This is a genomic window from Geodermatophilus obscurus DSM 43160 (assembly GCF_000025345.1).
Lineage (GTDB): Bacteria > Actinomycetota > Actinomycetes > Mycobacteriales > Geodermatophilaceae > Geodermatophilus > Geodermatophilus obscurus.
The window spans coordinates 4,547,050-4,569,631 of record NC_013757.1; the positions used below are offsets into that span (position 1 = coordinate 4,547,050).

Sequence of the window (22,582 nt, forward strand, 5' to 3'; positions counted from 1 at the left end):
GCGTCGCTCGACCGGCTTCGATGACCGCAGCATAACCGCGCCGCCTCCCGACGGCCGGAGGGCCGGCAGAACGGGACCCCATCCGTCACAACCCTCCCAGGAGGGCCGCTGCACCCCGGCGGAACCAGTCCGTCCCACGCGCGGTTGCTACCGTCGCCGCGATGGCAGTCGCAGACCCACAGGTCGGGGCGCCGACCCCGGTGACGAGCGGGCTGGAGGTCGTCGCCCGGCTGGTCGACGCCTACGCCGGCCGCACTCCCGTCGGGACCGTCGCGGTCGTCGGCAACGCCCCGGTGTCCCCCGACCCCGAGCGGGCCGCGACGATCGACGCGGCCGACCTGGTGTTCCGCGTGAACGGCTTCGCCCTGGACGGACCGCGGCACCCCCGGGGGCTGGGCACCCGCGCCGACGTCGTCGTCACGCAGTGGGCCCTGGAGGCCACGCCGTGGGTCTTCGCCGACTACCGCTCCCGGCTCTACCTCTACAACGAGCCGGGGATGATGTACGCCGACGTCGAGCGGCTGCCCGCCTGGTGGCCTCCGGACCTCGGCCTGGTGCCGATCCCGAACCGCGAGGTCCACCAGCCGCTGTCCCGCGCGCTCGGCTTCGACCCGGCCCAGCCGCGCTGGGCGACGACCGGCACGGTCGCGGCCTGGCTGGCGCGCCTGCTCTACCCGGACGCGCGGCTGCTGCTCGCCGGGTTCTCCTTCATCTGGACCCCGGTGCAGTCGACCTGGGACCACGCCTACGGCGGGGCCTCGGTCCTGACCGGGGACCACGAGCTCATCGCGGAGGCCACCATGCTGCGCAGCTGGGTCGAGGACGGCACCGCGGAGTACCTCCGGTGAGCGGCCCCCTGCGCCGGCTCGCGGTCGCGGCCCGGATCAACCCGCTGTGGGCGCGCGTGCAGCACAAGCTCGACACCGTCGTCGCCGTCCGCACCGACCCGGCGCTGCAGGGCGTGCGCGACCGCGTGGAGCACGTGGACGCCGGGCTGCGTGCGGAGCTGCAGGCCGGCCTCGACGCGCTGCGCCGCACCGTCGACGAGCGCTGCGACGCCCTCGCCGACGACGTGCGCCGGCTCGAGGACGAGGTGCGCCGGGTGTCCGACGAACTGGCCGGGCTGCGCGAGCAGCACGGCCGGGTCTCCTTCGACGTCGACCGGATCGGGCCGCACGTGGCCGCCCTCGAGGTGCGGATCGCCGACCGGGAGCGTGCGGAGACGCCGGTCGAGGTCGGCAGCCCCGGGAACCTGACCGAGGCGCGCCGCCTGCTCGACGACGTGGTGCGCGAGCACGAGCGGATCCGGGTCCGCTTCAGCGGCATCGCGCTCTACGAGGAGCGGCTGCGCAAGCTGGAGGCCGCCCGCTGGCCCGGCCCCGCCACGGGCGCCGACGGCGCCGGCACCGCCTGACCCCGCCTGGAACACGACGGCGGCCGCCGGTCCCCTCCAGCGGGGGGCCGGCGGCCGCCGTCGTCGTGCGGGTCAGCGCCGGTGGGCGCTGGCCACCCCGTTCTGCACCTCGATGACGCCACCCTGGAACTCGGTGCGCGCCACACCATCGGTCTCCACCGTGTCGGAGGTGGGGAACCCGAGGTAGGACGTCGTCTCCCCCATCTGGACGAAGGCCACCGCGGAGTCGCCCAGCACCAGGTGCGCGCCGGTCGCCGCCGACCAGTAGATCGCCCCACCCTCCAGCGCCACCTTGGCGCCACCGTCGCCGGGCGCAGGCCCGTCGTCGGCCGTCGGGTAGCCCACGGCGGCCGGGCCGCCCACGGCCAGGTAGTGCTCGAGGATGGCGCCGCGCACCACCTTCGCCCCGGTGGGGGCCGACCAGTAGACGGTGCCGCCGCGGAAGGTGGTCAGGTACCCGCCGTCCGGGGCGGCCGTGTCGTCACCGGTCGGGTAGCCCAGCGCACCGGTCTCCGCGCCCCACTGCCGCCACTTGACCAGGATGTCCCCGCGCACGACGCGCGCCCCGGTCGCCGAGGACCAGTAGACCGCCCCGCCCTGCAGGTCGACCTTGGCGCCACCGCCGGCCCCGGCGACGTCGTCCGTCGTCGGGTAGCCCAGCGCCTGCGGACCGCCGGCGGCCAGGTAGCGCTGCAGGATCGCGCCGCGCACCACCTTCGCCCCGGTGGGGGCCGACCAGTAGACGGTGCCGCCGCGGAAGGTGGTCAGGTACCCGCCGTTCGGGGCGGCCGTGTCGTCACCGGTCGGGTAGCCCAGCGCACCGGTCTCCGCGCCCCACTGCCGCCACCTGGCCAGGATGTCCCCGCGCACGACGTGTGCGCCGGTCGCCGAGGACCAGTAGACCGCCCCGCCCTGCAGGTCGGCCTTGGCACCGCCGTTCGCCGCGGCGACGTCGTCCGTCGTCGGGTAGCCGAGGACCCGGGGCCCGCCCTGCGCCACGTAGCGCTCGAGGATCGCGCCGCGCAGCACCTTCGCCCCGGTCGGCTGGGACCACCACACCGTTCCGCCGCGGAAGGTGGTCAGGTACCCGCCGTTCGGGGCGGCCGCGTCGTCACCGGTCGGGTAGCCCAGCGCACCGGACTCCGCGCCCCACTCCCGCCACCTGGCCAGGATGTCCCCGCGCACGACGTGTGCGCCGGTCGCCGAGGACCAGTAGACCGCCCCGCCCTGCAGGTCGGCCTTGGCACCGCCGTTCGCCGCGGCGACGTCGTCCGTCGTCGGGAAGCCGAGCACCGGCGCGCCGCCGTGGGCGAGGTAGCGGTCGAGGATGGCCCCGCGCAGCACGTGCGCCCCGGTCGGCGCCGACCAGTACACGTGCCCGCCCTGGAAGGTGGTCCGGAAGCCGGAGGCGTGGGCCTGGTCGTCGCCGGTCGGGTAGCCGAGGACGCCCGCCTCCGCGCCCCACCGCCGGTAGGTGGCCAGGATGTCGCCGCGGACGACGCGCGCGCCGGTCGCCGAGCTCCAGTAGACGGCCCCGCCGGTGAGGTCGACGGCCGCGCCGCTGCGCGCCGTGGGCCGCTCGTCGGCCACCGGGAAGCCGATCACCCGGGGGCCGCCGGCGGCCTCGTACCGGGCGAGCAGCGCGCCGCGGACCATCCGGGCGCCGGTGGCCGGCGACCAGTACAGCGTCCCGCCCTGGAAGCGGGAGCGGAATCCACCGGGGACCGCCTCGTCCCCGCCGACCGGGTAACCCAGCACGCCGGCCTGGGCACCCTTGGCGCGCCACGCGTCGAGCAGGTTGCCGCGCACCTCGCGCGCCCCGGTGGCCTGCGACCAGTAGATCGCCCCGCCCTGGAAGTCGGTGAAGTACCCGTGGTTCACCGGCGCCACGGTGTCGTCGCCGGTCGGGTAGCCGAGGAAGGGCACCCCGCCGAGGGCGAGGAAGTGCTGGAGGATCGCGCCGCGGACCACGTGGGGCCCGGTGTACTGCGACCAGAAGATGGTGCCGTGCTGCCAGCTGCGCCAGCAGCCGCCGTTGGGCAGGTTGCACACCACCTCGGAGGTGGGGGCGCCCAGGTCCACCCCGGAGGCCATGAGCAGGCGGTGCTTCTCGGCGATCGACGAGTCGCCCGACTGGGTGCTGCCGAACCAGTCGACGTAGTAGTGGAAGAAGTTCCGGTTGCCGTAGGTGGAGCAGCGGTCGCCGGTTCCGTAACCGGCGTCCAGCGCGGCCTGGTTGGGCACGTAGGGCGTGTAGTTGTACAGCCCCGCGGTGGCCTGGTTGCGGATGTAGACCGAGACCTTGCCGCAGTCCCTGCTCTGGTAGTTGAACTTGTCCGGCGTGGTCCCCTCCGGGAAGTACCGGATCTGGACGGTGATCCCCGGGCGGTGCGCGTAGCTCGTCGGGTTCTTCGCGTAGACCTGGTACCGGCGGGCGGCGCTGTAGACCTGGTTGGCGAAGCCGTTGTAGGCCGGGTCGCAGCCGGCGCTGTCCGGGCAGGCGTACCCCATCGCCTCGCGGTAGCGCTTGACGGACCCGGTGCCGGTGACCAGGGACTGCTCCTTCTGCAGCATCACCAGCAGCACCCGCTGGCTGACCCCGCAGGCCGCGCCGGCCTTGGTGATGATGTCGGCCGCGCTCTCGTCGGGGCGGCCGGCGTACCCCCGGCAGTACTGGTCCGCCGGCCGGTCGCCGGTGGTCTGCCGGTAGTGCTTCAGGCAGGGGCTCCCGTCGGCCGCCGGCCGGCAGTTGACGCCCTTCGAGTCCAGGAACGCCTGGACCTCGCTGCCGCTCATCGCCGCGCCGTTGAAGAACAGGTCGTCGCTGATGATGCTGCCCGGGTCGAACAGCCTCAGGTCGGCCGCCTCGTGCAGGTCGGCCTGCTGCGGTGAGGAGCCGGCGACCCCGGCGACGAAGGCGAACGCCAGCCCGAGGCCGACAAGGGCGGTGGCGACCAGCCGGAGGCGCGACCTCACGGGACCACCACCTCGCCGGCCGCGGACTCCCCGACCGACGTGTCCGACGTGTAGCTGAGCACCGCCTCCCACGTCCCGGAGGTCAGCGCGGCGCCACCCACCCGGACCTCGCCGCAGTCGGTCGTGGTCACGTTCGCCGTGCCGAGCGACTCACCGCGCAGCTCGACGCCCTCCCGGCGGAGGACCAGCGTGCAGGTGGCGTCCTCCTCCACGACGCCGGCGGCGTACCCGCCGGCGACCACGGCCGCGGCGGCGGCGTCGTAGCCGGTGTAGGTCAGCGAGACGGCGACCGCGGTGAGCTCGCCGTCGTCCTCCTCGGGCTGCGGCGCGGAGGTGGTGGCGGTGGGCCGGGACGGCGGTTCCTCGTCGGCCTCCTGCTCCGTGCCGGCGTCGGGGTCCGCCGCCGGCGCCTCCGACGACGGCACGGCCGCGGACGGCACGGCCGCCGACGGCGGAGGCGTGCGGGTCCCGGCCGCGGCCGGTGCGGTGTCCCCGGACCGGGTCCAGAGCACGAACGCCCCGGCCGCCAGGAGCAGGGTCACCAGGACCAGGAGGGGACGGCGGCTACGACGGGTCCTGCGGGACATGGGCACTCCCAGGTCGACCCACGACGGGGGTCGGTCATCGGCGTCCGGGCGGGGGACGGCGCTGTCCGCTCGCGCGGTGGTCGCGGTCGCAGGTCGGCGACCGTGTTGGAGACGCTACTGGTGGTGACGACCCGCAGGGTGGAGCGACGCGGGTCCGGCGTCCCCTGTGCTCACTGCGACACGGCGACGGCCCCGCTGGTGGCGTTCCAGGTCATCGAGCCGCGCTCGAAGTCGGTGCGCATGCCGCCGGAGACCGGGTAGCTCGACCGCGTCGGGAAGCCCAGCGCCGAGGAGCTGCCGCCCCGCTGCCAGTAGGTCTTCGCCATCGCGCCCGCGACCACCTGGGTGCCGGTCGCCGGCGACCAGTACACGTCGCCGTGCTGGAAGCGGACGACGTAGCCGCGGCCGTCGGCGGTCTTCGCGTCGCTCGTGGTCGGGAAGCCCAGCGGGCCGGTCGCACCACCGCCGGCGAGCCAGGTGGACAGGATCGACCCCCGCACCACCTGCGTCCCGGTCGTGGGCGACCAGTACACGTCGCCGCCCTGGAACCGCACGAAGGCACCGCGGCCGTCGGCGGTCGGCGCGTCGCTGGTCGTGGGGAAGCCCAGCGAGCCGGTCGTGCCGCCGGTCGCGAGCCAGGCGGCCAGGATGCCGCCCCGCACGATGCGGGGGCCGGTCGCGGCCGACCAGTAGACGTCGCCGCCCTGGAAGCGCACGAAGTAGCCGCCGCCCCCCGGCGTCGGCGCGTCGCTGGTTGTCGGGAAACCGAGGTAGCCGGTCGCGCCGCCGGCGGCCAGCCAGGCGTTCAGGATCTCGCCCCGGACGATCCGGGTCCCGGTCGTGGGCGACCAGTAGACGTCGCCGCCCTGGAAGCGGACGTACGCGCCCTTGCCCGGGACGGGGGTGTCGCTGGTGGTGGGGAAGCCGAGGAAGCCCGTCGGCCCGCCGGCCGCCAGCCAGGTGTCCCGGATCGAGCCGACGACCACGCGGGCCCCGGTGGCCTGCGACCAGTAGACGTCGCCGCGCTGGAAGCGCACGAAGTAGCCGCCGCCCCCCGGCGTCGGCGCGTCGCTGGTCGTCGGGAAACCGAGCGAGCCGGTCGGCCCGCCGGCGGCCCGGTAGGCGTCGAGGATGTTGCCGCGGACGATGCGGGTGCCGGTCGTCGGCGACCACAGCACCTCACCGCCCTGGAAGCGGACGTGGGCGCCCGTGCCGGCGGGGGTGTCGCTGGTGGTGGGGAAGCCGAGGAAGCCCGTCGGCCCGCCGGCGGCCAGCCAGGTGTCCCGGATCGAGCCGACGACCACGCGGGCCCCGGTCGGCTGCGACCAGTAGACGTCGCCGCGCTGGAAGCGCACGAAGTAGCCGCCGCCCCCCGGCGTCGGCGCGTCGCTCGTGGTCGGGAAGCCCAGGCCGCCGGTGGCGCCGCCGGTGGCCAGCCACGCGGCCAGGATGTCGCCGCGCACGAGCTGCGAGCCGGTCGCCGGGGACCAGTAGACGTCGCCGTGCTGGAAGCGGACGAAGGCGCCCTGGCCCCCGGGCGTGGGCGCGTCGTCGGAGACGGGCGGCCCGAGCACGGCCGGCCCGCCGGCCGCGAGGTACCGCTCGAGGATGCCGCCGAGCACCAGCCGGACGCCGCCGTTCGGCGAGGAGTACAGCCGGGCGCCGTTGGCGTAGACCTGCCAGGTGACGCCGGCCGCCGACTGCTCGCCGCCCACCGGCGCGCCGAGCCACGCCCGCAGGCCGGCGTCGGAGTCGTAACGGGTGGCGATCGGGGACTTGGTGTTCGCCATCCGGGCGGCGGCCTTGTCGCGGATCTCGCCCAGCCGCGCGTAGCCGTACCTCCCCGGGCACGCGGTGCTCTTGGTGTCGATGTGCCCGAAGACCGTCGGCAGCCTGACCCGGGCACCGGCGGCGTGCTTGTCGGTGCCGCCCGAGGTGAGCGTCGTCGTCCCCTTGGGGTTGACGCCGTACAGCGAGAACTTCCAGCCGATGATCGCCGCGACCGAGTCGATCATCGGCTGGGGCGTGCCGACGACGTCGTAGTTGCCCATCATCGACACCCCGAAGGTCGAGGTGTTGAAGCCGCCGGCGTGCGCGCCGACCACCGTGCTGGCCAGGCCGCCGGAGCGGCCCTCCCAGATCCGGCCGAACTTGTCGACGAGGACGTTGTAGCCGATGTCGCCCCAGCCCAGGCTCTGCGCGTGGTACGTGTACGTCGAGCGCAGGATCGCCGGGACCTGGTCGGCGGTGTAGTTGTTCGAACCGGCGGTGTGGTGCAGCGTCGCGGCCTTGATCGTGCTGGCGTACTGCGGGGTCCACCTCATGAGGCGCTCGTCGGCGCCCCACTGCGCCCGCGAGAACACCGGCGGCATCGCCACGGCGGCGTCGGCGGTCTCGGTGATGTCGGGGTCGGCGAGCGAGGCGTCGGCCGCGCTCTCGCCCGGGTCGACCAGGTCCAGCTGCACGTCGGTGGGCTGGGCGCCCGACCGGGTCACCAGCTCGGCCTCCACCGCGGTCGCCGGCCCGGTCCACAGCGGCGCCGTCCCGCCCCGGACGGGGGTGCCGGTGTCGGTCCCGGTCTCCTGCTCGGCCGCCTCCGCGCTGACCTCCGTCCACGGCCCCCAGACCCCGGCGAGGTCGCGCACCCGCACCTGCACGACGGTGTCGGTCACCGCCGGGTCGAAGGCCCACGTGACGCCGACGAGCGAGAACTCCGCCACGTCGGTGGCGCTCGCCGAGAGCGTCGGGACGGCGTCGGGCACCCCGGCCACCGGGTCGGTGGTGCCCGCCTGCACCTCGGCCGCGGGCGCGGGGTCGCTGAACGACCCCATCGCCACCTCCTCGACCGACGTCTCGACGGGCACGGCCTCGGGGGCCGGCTCGGAGTAGACGGGCAGCACCAGGACGACGCCGGTCAGGGCGACGAAGGCGGTGGTTCCGGCGAGCAGGCGACGCACGGGCTGGTCCTCCGGTGGAGCGTGGCGGCTGCACCCCTGCAGTGGGCGCATCTGTCCACGGAGAGCTTCGACGCGTACACCGGCGGTCTTGAGCCGAAACGGCCGCGACATGCGGGAGGACCCGTTCGCACCGACCCGCCGACCACTCGGGTCCCACCGACCACCGAGGTCAGCGGGCCGGCCACCCCTGCAGCGCGAGGTGCAGCGCGGTCCGCCACGGCTGCGGGGCCGGCAGGCCGGCGGCCAGCCACGCGCTGCCGTCGAGCACCGACCACGCCGGGCGCGGTGCGGGGCGCGGGAACGCCGCGGTCGTCGTCGGTGCCACCAGGGCCGGGTCGGCGCCGACCTCCTCGTAGACGGCGCGGGCCAGGCCGTACCAGCTGACCGCGCCGGCGTCGGTGCGGTGCAGCACCGGTGGCACCGGCTCCGGGCGGGCGCCGAGCGCCACCAGGCCGGCGGCCAGGTCGGCGGCCCACGTCGGCGAGCCGACCTGGTCGTCGACGACCGAGACCGGGGCGCCGTCGAGGGCGCGGCCGGCCATGGTGCGCACGAAGTTGCCGCCGTGCCGGCCGTACACCCACGCGGTGCGGACGACGGTGGCATCACCCCCGGCGGCCGCGACCGCGCGCTCCCCCGCCGCCTTGGTCCGGCCGTAGGCCGAGCGCGGCGCCACCGGCGCGTCCACCGGGTACGGCTGGTCGGCCTCGCCGTCGAAGACGTAGTCGGTGGAGACGTGCACCAGCCGCCCGCGCCCGGCGAGCTCCTCGGCCAGCCAGCCGGGGGCGCGGCCGTTGACCAGCAGCGCGGTGTCCTCGTCGGTCTCCGCGGCGTCCACGGCGGTGTAGGCGGCGGCGTTGAGGACGACGGGACGCGCCCCGCGGACACCGTCGAGCCAGCCGCGGACGACCTCGCGCACCCGCCGCTCGTCGGTCAGGTCGAGTTCGGCGCGGCCGAGCGCCGTGACCGGGTCGCCGGGCCGGCCGGCCAGGACGGCGAGCAGGTCGCCGCCCAGCTGGCCGCGGGCGCCGGTGACCAGCCAGGCGGTCGGGTGGCCGGGCTCGGTCATGCCCGGGCGGTGGCCGCCGCGACCTTGAGCGGCTCCCACCAGGCCCGGTTGTCCCGGTACCACTGCACGGTGAGGGCGAGCCCGTCCTCGAAGCCCGTCCGCGGCGCGTAGCCGAGCGCGGCGGTCTTCGAGAAGTCCACCGAGTAGCGCAGGTCGTGACCGCCGCCGCGCGGGTCGACGATGTTCTCGACGTAGCTCCAGTCGCGGCCGGTGGCCTCGAGCAGCTTTTCGGTCAGCTCCCGGTTGGACAGCTCGCGGCCGCCGCCGATGTTGTAGAACTCGCCGGGCCGCCCCTGCTCCAGCACCAGCTGGATGCCACGGCAGTGGTCGTCGACGAACAACCAGTCGCGCACGTTGGCGCCCTCGCCGTACAGCGGCACCTTGTGCCCGTCGAGCAGGTTGGTGACGAACAGCGGGATGACCTTCTCGGGGAAGTGGTACGGCCCGTAGTTGTTGCTGCACCGGGTGATCGAGATGTCCAGCCCGTAGGTCTTGGCGTACGCGCGGGCGACCAGGTCCCCGCCGGCCTTGGCCGCCGAGTACGGCGAGTTCGGCTCGAGGAGGTGGTCCTCGGTCCACGAGCCCTCGTCGATGGAGCCGTAGACCTCGTCGGTGGAGACGTGCACGACCCGGCGGACGCCGTGCCGCAGGCAGGCCTCGAAGACCTGCTGGGCGCCGAGCACGTTGGTCAGCACGAACTCCGAGGCGCCGGTGATCGAGCGGTCGACGTGGGACTCGGCGGCGAAGTTGACGACGACGTCGTGGCCGGGCAGCGCGGCGTCGAGGTCGGCGGCGCTGCAGATGTCCCCCTGCACGAAGCGGTACCGGGGGGAGTCGGCCACCGGGACCAGGTTGGCGAGGTTGCCGGCGTAGGTGAGCTTGTCGAAGACGGTCACCTCGGCGTCCTCGAACCCGGGGTAGCCGCCGGTGAGCAGAGTCCGGACGTAGTGCGAGCCGATGAAGCCCGCTCCCCCGGTGACGAGCACGCGCATGCGCCGATCCTCCCGCCCGGGTGCGCCCGGAGCATCCTCCCGCGGGGTGAGGCGTGTCGCGGAGCGCTGTTAGCGTCGCCCGCGTGCCGGCTCCCGGGAACGCACCGCGGGTGGTCGCCGTCGTCCCGGCCCGCGCCGGCTCGCAGGGCCTGCCCGGCAAGAACCTCGCCCGGATCGGCGGGCTCTCCCTCGTCGGCCACGCGGTCCGCGCGGCGCGGGACGCCGGCGTCGACGAGGTCGTCGTCACCACCGACGGCGCCGGCATCGCGGCCGAGGCCCGGAAGCTCGGGTGCACCGTGGTCGACCGGCCGGCCGAGCTGGCCACCGGGGACAGCCGCACGGTCGACGCCGTCCTGCACGCCGTCCGCGCGCTGGCGCTGCCCGGCGACACCCTCGTGCTGCTGCTGCAGCCCACCTCGCCGCTGCGCACCGGGGACGACGTGCGCGCCGTCCTGGACCGGCACGCCGCCGGCGACGTGGGCAGCACGCTGACCGGCTGCGCGGTGGGCCACCACCCGCTCAAGCAGTTGCTGGTGGACGACGCGGGGACGGCGTCCCCGGTGCGCACCTGGGCCGACCTCGAGGCGCCGCGCCAGCAGCTGCCCCGGGCGCTGCGCCCGAACGGCGCGGTCTACGTCACCGCCGCCGGCGCCATGGCGGCGGCCGGGGCGGTCCTGGTCCCGCCGCTGGCGGTGGTCGAGATGCCCGAGGAGCGCAGCCTCGACGTCGACACCGCCGCGGACCTCGCCGCCGCGCGCGCCCTGCTGGAGGGCTAGACGCCCTCGGCCAGCGGCCGGTCGACGAAGCGCTTCTGCAACCCCAGGGCCCACACGTCGTCCCCGCAGACCGCCTCGACGATCCGCCCGGCGGCGCCGACGGAGCCGAAGTGCTCCTCCGGCCGGCTGCGGCCCGCGGCCCGCGCGGCCCCGATCGCGCGGGCCACCTCCTCCGCCACGGCCGGCACGTGATGCACCGAGGCGGCCGGGGAGCGGTCGGTCTGCCGCGACCCGACGTCGACCGACGGCGTGCCGAGCACCGGCGCCTCCCGGACGCCGCTGCTGGAGTTGCCGACGACGACCTCGGCGTGGCGGACCAGCGAGAGGTAGGCCCGGAAGCGCATGGACGGCAGCCGGACGACGTCCGGGCGGCCGTCGAGCCGCTCGAGCGCGGCCCGGACGTCGTGGGTGCCCTCGTCGTTGTTGGGGTCGATGACCACCCAGGAGCCGCCGGCGGCGAGGACGCCGTCGACGACCGCCTCGGCGTGCCGCCGGTTGAGCTCCAGCTCGGTGGTCACCGGGTGCAGGGCCAGCACGCCGTAGGGCGGGGCCGGGGTGCCGTAGTGCTCGCGCACCGGGCCCAGGTCCGAGTCCGCCGCCACCGCCAGCGCGTCGGCCTCCGGGCTGCCGACGACCAGCACCCGGTCGACCTCCTCGCCCAGCTGCAGCAGCCGGGCGCGGGCGTGGTCGTTGGCGACGAAGTGCACGTGGGCGTGCTTGCTCAGCGAGTGCCGGATGGCGTCGTCGATGGTCCCGGAGACCTCGCCGCCCTCGACGTGCGCGACGCGGGTGTTGGTGAGGCTGCCGGCCAGCGCGCCGGCCAGCGCCTCGACCCGGTCCCCGTGCACGAGCACCATGTCCGCGGACTCGGCGAGCAGCAGCCGGGCGATCGAGTTGATGCTGTTGGCCAGCACCAGCGCCATCGGCTCGTCCTCGACCTGGTTCGGCACGTGGTGCAGGTGCCGCAGCCCCGCTCGCTCGATCTCGCGCAGCGTGTACCCGTAGCGGTGCAGCAGGTGCATGCCGGTGACGACGAGGGAGAACTCGATGCCCGGGGCCTCCTGCAGCCCCAGGTAGACGTCGCGCATCTTGCCGAAGTCCGCGCGCGTGCCGGTGAGGCCGACGACGCGCCGGGGCCGTCCCGGAGCCGTCACGCCGGAGTGAGGTCGGACCACGCCACCTGCACGTCGGCGGGCAGGTCGCGGCTCGCCCGCCGGCCGAGCAGCTCGTCGTAGTGCTTGGCCACGACCTCGCCGGTGCCGGGGCGCTTGACCCACAGGTTGTCGACGGTGAACTCCTCACCGGCGCCGACCGGCTTGGTCGTCACGACGCAGGCGTAGGCGAAGTCGATGGTGGGCTGCTCCTCCGGGAGGATCTCCTTGCGGCCGCCGCGGGCCAGGCCGAGCAGGTCGGCGCCCTCGATGAGCCGCGCGAACTCCTCCGGGGTGCTGGAGATCGGGATGTCCGGCCCGCTCCAGGACAGGTCCGAGGTGAAGTGCCGCTCGAGCACCGCCGCACCGACGGCGACCGCGCCGAGGCAGGCGTAGATCGAGGTGGTGTGGTCCGACAGGCCCAGGACGGCGTCCGGGAAGGCCTCCCCCAGCTCGGTGATCCCGCCGAGGCGGACCTTCTCCGGCGGGGTCGGGTACATGCTCGTGCAGTGCATCAGCGCGAACGGCACCCCGCTGGCGCGCAGCAGCTCCACGGACGGGCGGATGGTGCTGACGTCGTTCATCCCGGTGCTCAGCAGCACCGGCTTGCCGAACGAGGCGATGTGCCGGACCAGCGGGTAGTTGTTGCACTCCCCCGAGCCGATCTTGAACGCCGGGACGTCGAGCCCGGCCAGCCGGTCGGCCGCGGCCCGGCTGAACGGCGTCGACAGCGCGAGCATCCCGCGCTCGTGCGCGTGGGCGAACACCTCGCGCTCCTCGGTCGCCGAGAGCGCGCAGCGCTGCATCATCCCGTAGATCGACTCCTCGGCGTTCCCGGGCACGACGTCGTTGGGGATCATCTCGTCCTCGACCACGTGCGACTGGAACTTGACGCACTCGACCCCGGCGTCGGCCGCGTCGTCGATCATGCGGTGCATCCGCTCGAGGTCGCCGTCGTGGTTGATGCCGAGCTCGGCGATCACGAGCGGACGCTCGCCGGGACCGACCCGGCGGGTGCCGACGGACAGGGTCCCCGGGGTGTTCGTCATGCCGCCACGGTACGAGTCCACCCCCCGTCGTCCGCGACCACGGCGTCGCCCCAGCACCGCTCGTCACACGTGTCCCGTTTCGCCACGTGACGCGAGCCGCGCGCGGCCGCGGGCACCTAGCATCGCCTCAGCCTCCGGGTCGACGCCCGCCGCCACCGCGGCTGACCGAGGCCGGCCCCGGTCACGACGGACTGGCGTCGTGTCCGCGCGGACGAGCACGAGGGAAGGACGCCCCCTGTGAGACGACAGAACCCCGGATCCCCCGCAGGAGGCGGCGACCGGCAGCTCCCGGCGCGCCTCGACCCGCGGGCCGGCCGCGCCGGCTCGGGGCGGGCCCGCTCCCGGCACCAGGCCACCGACGCGGTCGACGCGGAGGACCCGGCCCCCCGCCGGCGCACGGGCCGCGCGGCCACCGCGGCCCGCGCCGTCGCCGGGGTCCTCTCGGTCGTCCTGCTCGCCGGGTCCGGCTGGGGCTGGTACCTGGGTCAGGTCGCCGAGGCCACGGTCAACCGCACCGACGCCATCCCGACCGACGGCAACGAGGGCACCGGCGACGCGCCCGAGGCGATGAACCTGCTGCTGGTCGGCAACGACAGCCGCGCCAACCTCACCGAGGACCAGCTGGCCAGCCTCAACGCGGGCACCGACTCCGGCATCAACACCGACACGATGATCCTGGTGCACGTCCCGGCCGACGGGTCGCGCGCCTCCTTCGTCTCCTTCCCCCGCGACTCCTACGTGCAGATCCCCGGCTACGGGAAGGACAAGCTCAACGCCGCCTACGCCTACGGCTACGCCGAGACCCCGGCGAGCGCGTCCGACGAGGTCCGGCAGGCCGGCGGCGCCCAGCTGCTGGTGCAGACGATCAGCGGGCTGACCGGCCTGCAGATCGACCACTACGCCGAGGTCGACCTGCTCGGCTTCTTCAACCTCAGCTCCGTCGTCGGCGGGGTCGAGGTCAACCTGTGCGAGGCCGTCGACGACTCCGAGTGGTCCGGCGCGGTGTTCGACGCCGGGGTCCAGACGATCAGCGGCGCCGATGCGCTGAAGTTCGTCCGCCAGCGCCACGGCCTGCCCCGCGGCGACTTCGACCGGATCGTCCGCCAGCAGGTCTTCATCGCCGGCGTGCTGCGCAAGATGCTCTCCGACGACGTGCTCCTCGACCTCGGCAAGCAGCGCCAGCTGACCGAGGCGGCGTCCCAGTCGCTCACCATCGACCAGGGTCTGGACCTGTTCCGGCTGGCCGAGCAGATGCAGTCGGTGACCGCCGGCAGCATCGAGTTCCAGACGATCCCCAACGTCGGGACCGACCGGGACGAGCAGGACCGCTCGATCATCCGGCTGGAGGACGAGGACACCCTCCACCGGTTCTTCGCCGAGCTGTCGGCCGAGCGTGAGGCGCCTGCCGATGCCGCGCCGGCCGCGCCGTCGACCGTCGCCCCCTCCGCGGTGACCGTCGACGTCCTCAACGGCTCGGGCACCTCCGGGCTGGCGGCCAAGGCCGCCGCGTCGCTGCAGACCGCCGGCTTCGCCGTCGGCACCACCGGCAACGCCGACTCCTCCGACCACGACACCACCCTGGTCCGGCACGCCGCCGGCGACGAGGCCCTGGCCGCGACGCTGGCCGCCGCCGTCCCCGGCGCGGTGGTGGAGGAGAGGGAGGACGCGACCTCCGGCACGGTGCAGCTGGTGCTCGGCTCGGACTTCAACGCGGTCGGCCAGGCCGTCGACCCGGCCGCCCCCGCGGCCGAGGTCGAGGGCGAGGACGCCCGCACCGCGGCGGACACCAGCTGCATCTACTGAAGAAGGGCCCTCCTGCCCCCCACCGTGGAAGGACCTCCCCGCCCCGCACCGTGAAAGGACCTCCCCGCCCCCACCGCTCGCAGGCTCGCGGTGGGACCCTGCGGGGAGGCCGGCGACCGGCCCCTGCAGGAGGGCCACCACCTGGGAGGCTCGGGGCATGCTCGACTCCCCGCGGACCCCTGCGGACCTGCTGACCGCGACGCTGCGCCGCGCACCGGCGGCGCCGCTGCTGACCTCCTACGACGACCTCGGTGGGGGGCGGGTCGAGCTGTCGGCCGCCACCCTGGCCAACTGGGTCGCCAAGACGGCCAACCTGCTGCAGGACGAGTTCGACGTCACCGGCGGCAGCACGGTCGCCGTCGCGCTGCCGGTGCACTGGCAGACCGCGGCGGTGCTGCTGGGGGTGTGGAGCTGCGGGGCCACGGTGCTCGACACCGCGGCCGAGGACGACGGCCGGCTCGACGAGGCCGACGTCGTGCTGGCCGCGCAGGACCGGCTCCCGCCGCTCGAGGAGCAGGGGCTGCCCGAGCTGCTCGGCCTCTCCCTGCACCCGCTCGGGATGGGGATGACCGGGTACGCCGGCCCGGCGCGCGACTTCGCCCTCGAGGTCCGCGGGCACGGCGACGTCTTCACCCCGTGGCAGCGACCCGACCCCGGCGCCCCCGGCCTGCTGCTGGGCGGGCTGGAGCTGACCCTCGGCGGTCTGGTCGACACCGCTCGCGAGCTCGCGGGGCGGTTGGGCCTGGTCGAGGGCGACCGGGTGCTGGTCGACGACCGCACCGCTGCGGAGGCCGGGCCGGTGGCCTGGCTGCTCGCTCCGCTGGCCGCCGGTGCGTCGATCGTGCTGGCCCGCTCCCCCGACCCCTCGCTGCTACCGGGCCGCGCCTCCGCCGAGAAGGTCACCGCTACGCTCGGCCGGACGATCGACGGCATCCGCGAGCTGGGCCGTCCTGCCTGACGCAGCCGCCCAGCCGCCCGGACGGACGGACGGTGTTCCGGCATGGACAAGGTGGTGGGCAGCGCCGCTGAGGCGGTCGCCGACATCGGGGACGGCGCGACCCTGGCCGTCGGCGGTTTCGGGTTGTGCGGTGTGCCGATCAAGCTGATCGACGCGCTGCTGGAGCAGGGCGCGTCGGGGCTGACGACGATCAGCAACAACTGCGGCGTGGACGACCAGGCCCTGGGCGTGCTGCTGTACGCCGGGCGGATCACCCGCACGATCAGCTCGTTCGTCGGCGGCAACAAGGAGCTGGCCCGGCTGTACCTGTCCGGCCAGCTGTCGGTCGAGCTCACCCCGCAGGGCACGCTGGCCGAGCGGCTGCGCGCCGGCGGCACCGGCATCCCGGCCTTCTACACCCCCACCGGGGTGGGCACGATGGTCGCCGACGGCGGCATCCCGGTGCACTACGACGCCGACGGCAACGTCGTGGAGACGTCCACCCCCAAGGAGATCCGGGAGTTCGACGGCCGGCAGTACGTGCTGGAGACCGCGCTGACCGCCGACTTCGGCCTGGTCCGCGCCGCGGTCGGCGACCGGCACGGCAACCTGGTGTTCTCCGAGTCCGCGCGCAACTTCAACCCGCTGGCCGGCATGGCCGGGCGGATCACCATCGCCGAGATCGAGCAGCTCGTCGAGCCCGGCGAGATCCGGCCCGAGGACGTGCACCTGCCCGGGGTCTTCGTCAACCGGGTGGTCATCGTCGGCCCGGAGGGCAAGGGGATCGAGAACCGCACCACCCGCCCGCGCACCGACCGCTCCGCCGCGCCGGCCGCCGCCGGTGACGAGGCCACCGAAGGGGATGCCCGATGAGCCTGACCCGCGACCAGCTCGCCGCCCGGGTCGCCCTCGAGCTCGAGGACGGTCAGTACGTCAACCTCGGCATCGGCATGCCGACCCTGGTGCCGAACTTCGTCCCCGACGACGTGCACGTGGTGCTGCACTCGGAGAACGGCATCCTCGGCGTGGGCCCCTACCCCTTCGAGGGCGAGGAGGACCCGGACCTGATCAACGCCGGCAAGGAGACGGTGACGATCCTGCCGGGCGCGTCGTTCTTCGACTCGTCGCTGAGCTTCGGCATGATCCGCGGCCAGCACCTCGACGTGGCCGTGCTCGGCGCGATGCAGGTCAACCCCCGCGGCGACCTGGCCAACTGGCTGATCCCCGGCAAGATGGTCAACGGCATGGGCGGCGCGATGGACCTCGTGCACGGCGCCCGCACGGTGATCATCATGATGGAGCACGTCGCCCGCGACGGGTCCCCGAAGCTGGTCCAGGAGTGCACCCTGCCGCTCACCGGGAAGGCCTGCGTGGACCGGGTGGTCACCGACCTGGCCGTCGTCGACGTCACCCCCGGCGGCTTCGTGCTCCGCGAGACCGCGCCGGGCGTCAGTGTCGAGGAGGTCCAGAACGCCACCGGAGCCCCGCTCACCGTCGCCGACGACGTCCGCGAGATGCCGCTCCCGGCAGCTGTGTGAGGTTCCCCGGGGACACAGCACGTCCCGTTCGGGGGTCGACGAGCGCCGGTGAGGCGGTGCCGTGACGTTCAGCGTCATCGCGCGCGACCCGGCGACGGGTGAGCTGGGCATCGCGGTGTCGTCGTGCATCCTCGCCGTCGGCCGGGCGGTGCCCAGCGCCCGGCCGGGCGTCGGGGTGGTCGCCGTCCAGGCGCGCAGCCGGCGCGGGCTGGGCCAGTCGCTGCTGGCCGGCCTCGCCGACGGTGGCGACCCGGCCGACCTGGTGCGGGCGGCGGCGCACGCGGCCGAGGACGTCGACCGGCAGATCGCCGTCCTCGACGCCACCGGCCGGGTGGCCGCCGACACCGGGCGCGGCTCGTTCCCGGTCAGCGGCCACCTGCTCGGCGAGCAGCTGAGCGTGCAGGGCAACATGCTCGCCTCACCCGAGGTGTTGCCGGCGATGGTGCAGGCCTTCAGCGCCGCCCGCGGCGACCTGCCCGACCGGCTCCTGGCCGCGCTGACCGCCGGCCAGGACGCCGGAGGCGACGTCCGCGGGCGGCAGTCCGCGGCCCTGCTGGTGGTCAGCGGGACGCCGGCCAGCGACGAGGACGACGGCGTGGGGATGGACCTGCGGGTCGACGACTCCGGCGACCCGGTGGCGCAGCTGCGGATGCTGCGCAACCTGCAGCGCGCCTACGACGAGCGCGACTACGAGACCCTCGCGCTGTTCGCCCCCGAGGGCGCCCGCGACCTCTACGCCGCGCTGGCCGCCTCGCAGCGGGGCGACCGGACCGCGGTCCGGGCCGCGCTGGAGGAGATGCGGACCCGGCCCGGCTGGTCGGCGTGGCTGGCCGCGATGGCCGGCGACGCGCGGCTGGCGGGGGTCTCCCGCCTGCTGGAGTGACCCGCGGGAGCCGCCCGGTCCGGGCGGCTCCCGCGGCGTCAGGCGGGCTCGACGCCGAAGGTCTGCGCCAGCCGCTCGATCTTGCGGGCGCGGCCGAGGCGGGGCTTGTCGCTGCCGTCGCGGATGACCCGGCCGCGGGCCTCGAAGTCGGCGAGGAAGTCCCGCGCCCACGCGACGTCGGACGGCGTCGGGCTGATGACCTCGTTGATCACCGGCGTCTGCTCCGGGTCCAGGCAGAGCTTGCCGGTCAGACCGAGGGAGACGGTGACGGCGGTCTGCTCGCGCAGCACCGGGTGGCTGCTGCTCACCGTGGGCCCGTCGATGGGCCCCGGGAGCCCACCGATCCGGCTGGCCAGGACCAGCCGGGAGCGCGGGTAGGCCATGGCCAGGTCGTCGGCGCTGGTGCCGGTGTCGCGGCGGTAGTCGCCACTGCCGAAGGCCAGCCGGAAGGCGCCGCGGGCCCGGGCGATGGAGACCGCCTCCTCGATGCCGAGCGCCGACTCGACCAGCGCCAGGACCGGGGTCGAGCCACCGAGCCGGTCGAAGGTCTCGGTGACCTGCTCGGCGGCCTCGGTCTTGGCCAGCATGACGCCGAGCAGGCCGGGCACCCCGGCGAGCTTGGCGACGTCGTCGTCCCAGGACTCCGTCGAGCGGTCGTTGATCCGCACCCAGGCCGAACGGTCCCCGCGCGACAGCCACTCGACGACGCCGGCGCGGGCCTCGGCCTTGTGCGCCGGGTCGACGGCGTCCTCGATGTCCAGGACGACCTGGTCGGCCCGCGAGTCGCGGGCCGTGTCGAACAGGTCGGTGCGCGCTCCGTTGACCAGCAACCAGGAGCGCGCGTCCTCGGGACCGACCTTGCGTTGTCTCACCACACCTCCATCCTCGTATGCGCGCCGGAGCCGCCTGCGACCGGGCGGGGTCACGGGCGGCCGGTTCATCTCCCGAGTACGCGGACAGGGATCAGGGCGACCGCTGCGGCCGGGTGCCGGACCGCCGGCGCCGCCGCCCTGCGGGAGCTCGTGGACAGCCAGCCGCTCCCGCGGCCCTGGCCGGGGAGCAGCCCGCCGGCCCGGTGGCCGGCACGACGGTCGTTGCGACGGCGGCCGGCCACGTCGGAGCCCGACACCGCCCGCCTTGCTCAGTGGTGCACGTGCTCGACGGTCGTCGGCCGGTCGGAGCCCTCGTGCCCGCGGCCGTGGTAGGCGTGCACGACGGCATGGCCCCTCCCGCGGCTGATCAGCCAGCGGTTGACCGGCAAGGTCACGACGAAGGCGACGGCGAACGCGAACGCGAGCGCGCCCCAGAACAGTCAGCTGTCCAGGTGGGCCTCCATCGCGCCGGGGACCAGCAGCAGGACCGCGTTGTCGACGATCTCCATGACGGTGATGGAGAGGGTGTCGGCGGCCAGCGCGACCGGGATCGCGGCGCGCAGCGGCAGGCCGGAGCGCATGACCGGGCCGATGGTGAACGAGTAGCCGAACACGAACACGAACGCGAGGGCGACGGCGACGGCGACGGCGAGCACGATGGTGTGCACGTCCGACCAGCCCAGCGCGGTGCCGATGACCATGCCGAGGACCTCGCCGATGGGGCAGCCGGTGAGGCGGTGCAGGGTGGCCGAGATGGCCATCCGGGTCAGCGCCGTGCCGGTGGGGCGCTGGGTGTGCATCGTGTGGTCCCCGGGTGCTTCTCGGTCGGTCGATCAGGGGGGGCGGGCGAGAGCGTCGTCGCAGACAGCTGGTGTCCCCGGTTGGGGGGGTGGTCAGGGTGCCGGGATCGCGGCTGGCCGCGGGCGGCTGGCGCGGCGGACGGCGGCGAGGGTCAGCGGCCAGCCCAGCAGCAGCTTGCCCACGGCGAGCAGTCCCGGGAGGTCCACCCGGGACAGGAACGCCTGTAACCCGGCCCGGACGGCGAACACCGCCGACCAGCCGAAGGTGGCCAGCACGAACAGCCGACGCAGGCGCGCGTCGGCGCGCCAGTCGCTCCGCCGGTAGAGCAGGCCGTAGATCATGCCCACCAGCGGATAGCCGACCAGGGCGGAGCCGGCGAAGGCGAGCCCGTAGGCGGCGTCGACGAGGATGCCGGGCAGGAAGAAGCCGCGAGCCTCGCCGGAGGCGGCGGCGAAGAGGACGGCGACGGTGAGGCCGACCAGGCCGGCGAGGGCCTGCCGCAGCGGCTCCTGGCGGATCAGCCGCAGCGCGACGATGCCCAGGCCGGCCGTGGCGGCGGCCCCGATCGCTGCGACGAGGGCGGTCGACGTCGCCGAGGAACTGTGCGTCGGCGACCTGGCGCTGGCCCTGGAGGTGACCGAGGACCAGGCCGGCTACGGGCTGCGGGTTCTGCGCAGCGCCGGTCTGGTGTCCCGGCGCAAGGCTGGACGCGTGGCCTACTACCGCTTGGCCGACGGATTCCCGGACCCGTTGCGCGAGCACTGCCTGCGCCGGCTCATCGAGCTCAGCCGCACCCCGCCAACCGACGACGACGTCTGAGCTCATCGATCAGTGCGTCGAGCGGAGCCCGGTGAGAACGACGATGGTCAGCCGCTCGCGAGCGGCGTCGTCCGGCAGGCCTGCAGCAGCCGACAGTGCCGCCAGGACGTAGTCGGTGAGCTCGTCGGCGGGAACATCGTCGGGAAGCTGCCCGCTGCGGGCACCGTCTGCCAGCAGATCGCCGACGAGAGCGCGCAGCTGGGCCTGCGCCCGACCGACGTGCTCACCGCGGTGCACCCGTTTCGGCGACGGCGCCGCTCGACCGGCGTGGTCGGGCTCGAGGCCAGGCCGGTGCTCGGCGGCAGGGGGCGAGCCCGGCGTCGATGAGGTCGCCGATGTCCACCTTGAGGCCGGGCTGGCCCGGGTCGGCCCAGACGGCGTCGATGTCGGGCCAGGGCGTGTGCGTCATGGCGGTGCCGTTGTCCGCGCATCTGTCACCGTCGTCATCGGTGGACACGACGCTGCGGACTGCGTCGCAGGTCAGCGTGTCGGCGTCTACCGTCAGCGGCCGGTCCCGGTCGCTGCCCATGAACTGGGTCAGCAGCGACGAGTCGGCCGGTCCGAGGCACAGCACGGACGTGTTCCGCGGCGGCGAAGCGCGGAACGCATGTGCGCGGGGACTGCCGCCCAGCCGGCAACCCGCCCTGCCGGGTTCGTTGTCGGTGAGCAGGCCGGTGTGCGCGTCGCGAGGTGGTTCGACGCGCGCAACAGCACGGTCACTGCCGCCTCTCGGTGGCTCCGGTGACGCCTTCGAGCGCCGATCGGTCGCCCGCCTGTTGGGCGGGGATGACGCTCAGGGACCCGTCGGTCTCCAGGACGACGGCGGCCACCGAGGACAGGTCGCCGGAGCCGGTGGCGCGGATCGCCTGGCGCAGCTCGCTCATGGTGACCCGTTGGCGGCCGAGCGCTTCGGGGATGGGCCGACCGTCTTCCAGGAGGAGGGTCGGCCGGGCGGTGACCACGCTGCGGCCGCCGGGCAGCCAGGTCGTCGTGCGGGCGACGACGAACTGCAGGGCGGCCAGCAGAACGAGCGCGACGGCGCCTTCGCTCCAGGAGACGTCGCTGCTGAGGAGGATGGTGGCCAGGGTGGAGCCGAGTGCCACGCTGACCACCCAGTCGAAGGCGTTGAGCTTGGCCAGCGTCCGTTTGCCGGACACACGCAGCAGGACCACGAGGGTGAGGTAGGCCGCCGCTCCGACAGCGAGGATCCGGGCGATGTCGGACCAGGAGTCGAACCACATGTCGTACTCCCTACCCGCGTCGCGCTCCTCCCCCTGGCACGCTCGACGGGTGACGGGTGTCCTGGCGTGGCTCGTGACCGCGGGCGGTGCGGTGGTGGTGCTCGTGGCACTGCGGGACATCTTCCACACGATCTGGCACCCCACCGGCCGCGGTGGGCTCAGTCGCCGGCTCATGGGCGCGGTCTGGCGCCTGGGCCGCCGGCGTCGAGGCTCCAACCGCTCACCGGGCCGCTCGCGATGGTCGTCGTCGTGCTGGCCTGGGAGCTGCTGATCCTGCTGGGTTGGGCCCTGGTGTACTGGCCGCACCTGCCGGACGGGTTCCTGTTCGGCAGCAGCCTCGACCCGACGTCCCGTGCCGGTCCGCTGGACGCCGTCTACCTGTCCACCGCGACCCTGGCGACCCTGGGGTTCGGTGACATCGTCCCAGCAGCGGGCTGGCTGCGGATCGCGGTGCCGGTCCAGGCGCTCATCGGCTTCGCGCTCATCACCGCCGCGGTTTCGTGGGTCCTGCAGGTGTACCCGGCGCTGACCCGGCGCCGCGCGCTGGCGGTGCGCCTGTCGCTGCTGCGCCGGGTCGACACCCTCGGGCGGGTGGCCGATCCGCAGTCGGACGTCGCGGCGCACTCCTCCAGGACCTGGCGGTGGGGCTCCTGCAGCTGCGGGTCGACCTGACGCAGTACGCGGAGACCTACTACTTCCGGGACGGGGACGCCGACGCCT

General features: G+C 74.6%; 22 protein-coding genes and 1 pseudogene. 10 read left to right on the top strand and 13 right to left on the bottom strand.

What is annotated here, in order from left to right:
• The first annotated feature begins 161 nt into the window (after nt 1-161).
• Both GOBS_RS21150 and GOBS_RS25770 read left to right on the top strand, forming a co-directional pair.
• The gene (locus tag GOBS_RS21150; protein WP_012950312.1) at nt 162-848 is read left to right on the top strand and encodes a glycosyltransferase family 29 protein; all 687 of its coding nucleotides are present in this window, start codon (nt 162-164) and stop codon (nt 846-848) included.
• Nucleotides 845-1,414 (top strand): hypothetical protein, encoded by a 570-nt coding sequence (locus GOBS_RS25770; RefSeq protein ID WP_012950313.1) that lies wholly within the window; start codon nt 845-847, stop codon nt 1,412-1,414. Before GOBS_RS21150 ends, GOBS_RS25770 begins: the two co-directional genes overlap by 4 nt.
• A gap of 72 nt (nt 1,415-1,486) precedes the next feature.
• Here GOBS_RS25770 and GOBS_RS25775 read toward each other — a convergent pair whose 3' ends face one another.
• The 5 genes from GOBS_RS25775 to rfbB all read right to left on the bottom strand — a co-directional run bounded on the left by GOBS_RS25775 (nt 1,487) and on the right by rfbB (nt 9,992).
• Nucleotides 1,487-4,390: an LGFP repeat-containing protein gene (locus GOBS_RS25775; protein WP_012950314.1), complete on the bottom strand. Its 2,904-nt coding sequence runs from the start codon at nt 4,388-4,390 to the stop codon at nt 1,487-1,489.
• Complete coding sequence (locus tag GOBS_RS21170) at nt 4,387-4,932, bottom strand: hypothetical protein (protein WP_041241614.1); 546 nt, start codon at nt 4,930-4,932, stop codon at nt 4,387-4,389. Before GOBS_RS21170 ends, GOBS_RS25775 begins: the two co-directional genes overlap by 4 nt.
• A gap of 215 nt (nt 4,933-5,147) precedes the next feature.
• The gene (locus GOBS_RS21175) at nt 5,148-7,934 is read right to left on the bottom strand and encodes an N-acetylmuramoyl-L-alanine amidase (RefSeq protein ID WP_012950316.1); all 2,787 of its coding nucleotides are present in this window, start codon (nt 7,932-7,934) and stop codon (nt 5,148-5,150) included.
• Nucleotides 7,935-8,103: 169 nt separating this feature from the next.
• Nucleotides 8,104-9,000 carry a dTDP-4-dehydrorhamnose reductase gene (gene rfbD / locus GOBS_RS21180; protein WP_012950317.1) on the bottom strand — a complete coding sequence of 299 codons (897 nt, stop codon included), beginning with the start codon at nt 8,998-9,000 and terminating at the stop codon, nt 8,104-8,106.
• Complete coding sequence (gene rfbB / locus GOBS_RS21185) at nt 8,997-9,992, bottom strand: dTDP-glucose 4,6-dehydratase (RefSeq protein WP_012950318.1); 996 nt, start codon at nt 9,990-9,992, stop codon at nt 8,997-8,999. Before rfbB ends, rfbD begins: the two co-directional genes overlap by 4 nt.
• Before the next feature lie 83 nt (nt 9,993-10,075).
• On the opposite strand from rfbB, the gene GOBS_RS21190 reads away from it, so the two are divergent.
• Entirely contained in the window at nt 10,076-10,768 is a 693-nt protein-coding gene (locus tag GOBS_RS21190) for an acylneuraminate cytidylyltransferase family protein (protein ID WP_049788431.1), read from the top strand.
• Here the strand turns inward: GOBS_RS21190 and neuC are convergent.
• Together neuC and GOBS_RS21200 are read right to left on the bottom strand one after the other, a co-directional pair.
• Entirely contained in the window at nt 10,765-11,922 is a 1,158-nt protein-coding gene (gene neuC / locus GOBS_RS21195; protein ID WP_012950320.1) for a UDP-N-acetylglucosamine 2-epimerase, read from the bottom strand. The genes GOBS_RS21190 and neuC overlap by 4 nt on opposite strands.
• Complete coding sequence (locus GOBS_RS21200; RefSeq protein ID WP_041242597.1) at nt 11,919-12,968, bottom strand: N-acetylneuraminate synthase family protein; 1,050 nt, start codon at nt 12,966-12,968, stop codon at nt 11,919-11,921. Before GOBS_RS21200 ends, neuC begins: the two co-directional genes overlap by 4 nt.
• A gap of 237 nt (nt 12,969-13,205) precedes the next feature.
• Between GOBS_RS21200 and GOBS_RS21205 the strand changes: the two genes are divergently transcribed.
• The 5 genes from GOBS_RS21205 to GOBS_RS21225 all read left to right on the top strand — a co-directional run bounded on the left by GOBS_RS21205 (nt 13,206) and on the right by GOBS_RS21225 (nt 18,129).
• Entirely contained in the window at nt 13,206-14,771 is a 1,566-nt protein-coding gene (locus GOBS_RS21205; RefSeq protein ID WP_012950322.1) for an LCP family protein, read from the top strand.
• A gap of 157 nt (nt 14,772-14,928) precedes the next feature.
• A complete protein-coding gene (locus GOBS_RS21210) occupies nt 14,929-15,729 on the top strand; it encodes a TIGR03089 family protein (protein WP_012950323.1) in 801 nt (266 codons plus the stop codon).
• A 42-nt stretch (nt 15,730-15,771) separates the two neighbouring features.
• Nucleotides 15,772-16,581: a CoA transferase subunit A gene (locus tag GOBS_RS21215; RefSeq protein WP_012950324.1), complete on the top strand. Its 810-nt coding sequence runs from the start codon at nt 15,772-15,774 to the stop codon at nt 16,579-16,581.
• On the top strand, nt 16,578-17,246 hold the full coding sequence (locus tag GOBS_RS21220; protein WP_012950325.1) for a CoA transferase subunit B: 669 nt from the start codon (nt 16,578-16,580) through the stop codon (nt 17,244-17,246). Before GOBS_RS21215 ends, GOBS_RS21220 begins: the two co-directional genes overlap by 4 nt.
• A 61-nt stretch (nt 17,247-17,307) precedes the next feature.
• Nucleotides 17,308-18,129 carry a DUF1028 domain-containing protein gene (locus GOBS_RS21225; protein ID WP_012950326.1) on the top strand — a complete coding sequence of 274 codons (822 nt, stop codon included), beginning with the start codon at nt 17,308-17,310 and terminating at the stop codon, nt 18,127-18,129.
• Nucleotides 18,130-18,167: 38 nt separating this feature from the next.
• Here GOBS_RS21225 and GOBS_RS21230 read toward each other — a convergent pair whose 3' ends face one another.
• From GOBS_RS21230 to GOBS_RS26595, 3 genes and pseudogenes are all read right to left on the bottom strand, one after another.
• Nucleotides 18,168-19,001, bottom strand: a complete 834-nt coding sequence (locus GOBS_RS21230) for an HpcH/HpaI aldolase/citrate lyase family protein (protein WP_012950327.1) — start codon at nt 18,999-19,001, stop codon at nt 18,168-18,170.
• A gap of 269 nt (nt 19,002-19,270) precedes the next feature.
• Nucleotides 19,271-19,801 (bottom strand): annotated as a pseudogene (locus tag GOBS_RS21235) (DUF4396 domain-containing protein).
• Nucleotides 19,802-19,894: 93 nt separating this feature from the next.
• Nucleotides 19,895-20,368 carry a DUF3159 domain-containing protein gene (locus tag GOBS_RS26595; protein WP_081448952.1) on the bottom strand — a complete coding sequence of 158 codons (474 nt, stop codon included), beginning with the start codon at nt 20,366-20,368 and terminating at the stop codon, nt 19,895-19,897.
• On the opposite strand from GOBS_RS26595, the gene GOBS_RS21245 reads away from it, so the two are divergent.
• A complete protein-coding gene (locus GOBS_RS21245) occupies nt 20,271-20,621 on the top strand; it encodes a helix-turn-helix transcriptional regulator (protein ID WP_166487478.1) in 351 nt (116 codons plus the stop codon). The two genes, GOBS_RS26595 and GOBS_RS21245, sit on opposite strands and share 98 nt — an antisense overlap.
• A 9-nt stretch (nt 20,622-20,630) precedes the next feature.
• Here the strand turns inward: GOBS_RS21245 and GOBS_RS21250 are convergent, their stop codons facing one another.
• From GOBS_RS21250 to GOBS_RS21260, 3 genes are all read right to left on the bottom strand, one after another.
• Nucleotides 20,631-20,858: an SbtR family transcriptional regulator gene (locus GOBS_RS21250; protein WP_049788437.1), complete on the bottom strand. Its 228-nt coding sequence runs from the start codon at nt 20,856-20,858 to the stop codon at nt 20,631-20,633.
• Nucleotides 20,845-21,195 carry a hypothetical protein gene (locus GOBS_RS21255; protein ID WP_012950328.1) on the bottom strand — a complete coding sequence of 117 codons (351 nt, stop codon included), beginning with the start codon at nt 21,193-21,195 and terminating at the stop codon, nt 20,845-20,847. Before GOBS_RS21255 ends, GOBS_RS21250 begins: the two co-directional genes overlap by 14 nt.
• Before the next feature lie 142 nt (nt 21,196-21,337).
• Nucleotides 21,338-21,862, bottom strand: a complete 525-nt coding sequence (locus tag GOBS_RS21260) for a DUF421 domain-containing protein (protein WP_012950329.1) — start codon at nt 21,860-21,862, stop codon at nt 21,338-21,340.
• Nucleotides 21,863-22,099: 237 nt separating this feature from the next.
• On the opposite strand from GOBS_RS21260, the gene GOBS_RS28315 reads away from it, so the two are divergent.
• Entirely contained in the window at nt 22,100-22,534 is a 435-nt protein-coding gene (locus tag GOBS_RS28315) for a potassium channel family protein (RefSeq protein ID WP_208104330.1), read from the top strand.
• The last annotated feature ends 48 nt before the right edge of the window (nt 22,535-22,582 follow it).